General features: G+C 74.9%; 2 protein-coding genes and 1 pseudogene. All 3 read right to left on the reverse strand.

What is annotated here, in order from left to right; all coding sequences use genetic code 11:
- A pseudogene (locus tag EAD98_RS00565) lies at positions 1-734 on the reverse strand (MFS transporter); the annotation flags it as partial.
- A gap of 248 nt (positions 735-982) precedes the next feature.
- Positions 983-1,687 (reverse strand): UdgX family uracil-DNA binding protein, encoded by a 705-nt coding sequence (locus tag EAD98_RS00570; protein ID WP_121652146.1) that lies wholly within the window; start codon positions 1,685-1,687, stop codon positions 983-985.
- 266 nt (positions 1,688-1,953) lie between these two features.
- A complete protein-coding gene (locus tag EAD98_RS00575; protein WP_121652147.1) occupies positions 1,954-3,294 on the reverse strand; it encodes an aminotransferase class I/II-fold pyridoxal phosphate-dependent enzyme in 1,341 nt (446 codons plus the stop codon).
- Positions 3,295-3,334: the final 40 nt, after the last annotated feature.

The raw sequence follows: 3,334 nt of genomic DNA on the forward strand, positions 1-3,334 counted from the left end.
CCCTGCGGCTGCTCTTCACCACCCAGATCATCGGCGGCATCGGCGTGACCATCGGCATCGCCGTCGGCGGCGGTCGGCACGTCGGCGGCCGCGAGGCGGCGCGCGGTGAGCAGCGGGTCGGGCCGGAGCAACCCGAGGAGTACGCCGCCAGCCAGCACGAACGCGACTGCGCTGAACGCGAACGGGCCGGCCAGCGGCGGCAACCCCCAGCCGGTGGTGACCCGGTCGGCCAGCGCGGCGAAGTTCGGCGCGGCCACCGCGCCGATGGTGGTGGCCCACACGATCAGGGAGAGCTGCCGCCCCCGGCGGGCCGGCTCGGCGAGATCCACCGCCGTGTAGCGGGCCTGGAGGTTGGCGGCGGTGCCTCCGCCGAAGAGCAGCATGCCGACGAAGAGCAGCGGCACCCAGCGGTTGGCCGCGGCCACCACCACCAGCACGCCGCCGACGGCACCGACCACGTACGCCACCACCAGGCCCGGCCGCCGGCCGTGCCGCGCCATGATCCGGGTGACCGGGATGGCGAGCAGCGCCGCGCCCACCACCCCGGCGCTCTGCGCCAGCCCGGCCGCCGCCGTGCCGGCGATCCGGGCGGCGAGCAGCGCGCCGACGGCGATGCCGATGGTCACGCCGATGCCGCCGATGATCTGGGTGGTGAAGAGCAGCCGCAGGGTACGCCGCTGGATCGACGCGACGTCCGGGCGGACGGTACGCGGCGCGGTCAGGTCGGTGGCCATCGGCGCTCCTCAGGACGGGGGTGACCCATCCTCGCGTACCCGGGCCGACGAGCGGCAGGGGGTTTCGCTGTCGGCCGAGCCGGCGCCCGGGCGCGCCAGCGCCGCGGCATCGTCAATCTTGGACAGTTACCGTTCGCGCCGAACGGCAACTGTCCAAGATCTGGAGTAACTGCGGCGGCACGGCCTGTTTCACCTTGGTTGCCGGGGAACCGTTCCTGGCCGCGCACATCCCGTCGAGGGCGCCGGTGTCAGCCGGACAGGGCGCGGGCGCCGACGGTCAGGTCGGCGACCAGCCCCTCGTACGCCTTGTCCTGATCGTCGGCGCGCAGCACCGCGGACGGGTGGATGGTGGCCAGCAGCCGGGCCTCCGGCGCGTCGGCCCGCTTTCCGGCGCTGTCGACCGGCACCTGGGTGAAGTCCTCCGGGTGCTGGGCCGACGCGGGCCAGGGCAGCAGCTCCCCGCGCTGCTTCGTCACCCGGAACGCCGGACCGAGCAGCGCCTTCGCGGCTGTCGCGCCGAGGACCACCACGATCTCCGGGCGCAGCCGGGCGAACTCGGCGACCAGCCAGGGCCGGCACGCGGTGATGTGGACCCGGTCCGGGGTCTGGTGGATCCGCCGCTTGCCGCGCAACTCGAAGCGGAAGTGCTTGACGGCGTTGGTCAGATAGATCTGCGCGGGGTCGAGCCCGGCGTCGTCGACGGCCTTGCGCAGCAGCCGGCCGGCCGGACCGACGAAGGGCAGCCCCTTCTGGTCCTCCATGTCGCCGGGCTGTTCGCCGACCAGGACCACCCGGGCGCTCTCGTCGCCCCGGCCGAAGACCGTCTGCGTGGCGTCCCGGTACAGCTCGCACCCCCGGCAGCCACCTGAGGCGGCGCGCAGCTCGTCGATGGTGTCCGCGTCCGGCGGAATGAATCGCTGGGCGCCCGGAGCGCTTCCGGTCTGCTCGGCCATGCCGACTGTTATATACCCGTTCGGTGCTGCCTGCCGGATCCGCCGGTTCAGTAACCGTTGCCGCCGTCGCCGCCGCCGGACGCGAGCGCGATCAGCACGATCACGATGATGATGATCACCACTGCCACCGCGATCCAGAGCCCCTTGCGCGAGCCACCTGAAGCCATGTCATGTCACCTCCGGTGCCCCGCATACCCACCCCAACCGCCCCGAATCGTCGTGATGCTGCATCTTCAGCACCAAAAGCTGTCGGCGACCCGGTGCGGTCAGGTGGAGAAGCCGGCGGGCGGGGTGGGATGGGCGGCGCCCGCCAGGGCGGCGGCCAGCGGGGCCAGGTCCCCGGTCGCGAGGGGGCTGACGGTGATGCGCACGGCGGGCGGGGCGGCGATCCGGTAGAGGGCTCCGGGGGCCACCGACCAACCGGCGTCACGCAACGCGGTGACCGCGCTGGTCTCGTCCGCCACCGGCAGCCAGACGTTGATGCCACTACGGCCGTGGGCGGCCAGGCCGTGCTCCGCCAACGCGGCCAGCAACCCCTCGCGCCGCCGCTCGTAGCTCTCCGCCGCCCGCTCCACCACCTCCGCGACCGCCGGGTCGCGCCACAGCGCGAGCACCAGCCGCTGGAGCACGGTGGAGACCCAGCCGGCGCCGACCCGCGTCCTGCCGGTCACCCGGGCCACCGTGGTCTCGTCGCCGGTCAGCACGGCCAGCCGCAGGTCGGGGCCGAAGGGCTTGCTCACCGAGCGGAGGAAGGCCCAGCTCCCGGTCGCGCCGGCCAGCGGATGCAGCGGTACGCGGGCCAGCTCGGCGGCGTGGTCGTCCTCGATCAGCAGCAGGTCCTGCCGGCCGGCGAGCAGTGCCCGCAGTTCCCCGGCCCGGGCGGCGGAGACGGCCGCGCCGGTCGGATTCTGCGCCCGGCTGGTGACCACCAGCGCCCGTGCGCCGGCGGCCAACGCGGCGGCCACCCCGGCCACCAGTGGCCCCTCGTCGTCCAGCGGTACGCCGATCGGACGCAGCCCCAGCGCGGCGACCAGGTCGAGCAGGTTGGCCCAGCCCGGGTCCTCCACCGCGACCGCGTCGCCGGGGCGCAGGTGGGCGCCGAGCAGCCGCTCGATGCCGTCCAGCGCGCCGCCGGTGAGGGTGAGCTCCCCGGCCGGCACGCCGTCGGCGCTCAGCCGGGCGCGGGCCGCTGCGGCCAGCTCGGGCAGCACGCCGGCGTCGGAGTAGCCGACCGGCGGGCCGGTTTCGGCGGCGAGGGCCGCGAGGTGCGGGCCGAGGGCGGGCAGCAGCCGGGGATCGGGCTCACCCCGGGACAGGTCACGGGCCCCGGGCAACGGGGCCGGACGCAGCGCGGAGCGGCGGGCGGCCACCGGCGGGCGGGGGCGGACCCGGGTGCCGTGCCGACCGGCGGTGGCGAGCAGGCCGCGCTGGCGCAGTTCCTGGTAGGCGCGGGCGACCGTGGCCGGGCTGACGCCCAGCTCGGCGGCGAGCACCCGGACCGGCGGCAGAGCGGCACCGGGCGCCAGGTCGCCGGTACGGATGCCCGACTCGATGCTGGCCGAAATCGCGACGGCCGTCGTCCCGGTGAGCTGATAGCGTGCTGACACAAACAGGAGATTGTACTAGAACAAAGGGGGGAGCATGTAC

The organism is Micromonospora sp. CV4 (assembly GCF_003667455.1).
Lineage (GTDB): Bacteria > Actinomycetota > Actinomycetes > Mycobacteriales > Micromonosporaceae > Micromonospora.

Excerpts from the sequence above, each read along its gene's own strand:
- EAD98_RS00570 (WP_121652146.1), bottom strand. The coding sequence starts at position 1,687 with ATGGCCGAGCAGACCGGAAGCGCTCCGGGCGCCCAGCGATTCATTCCG.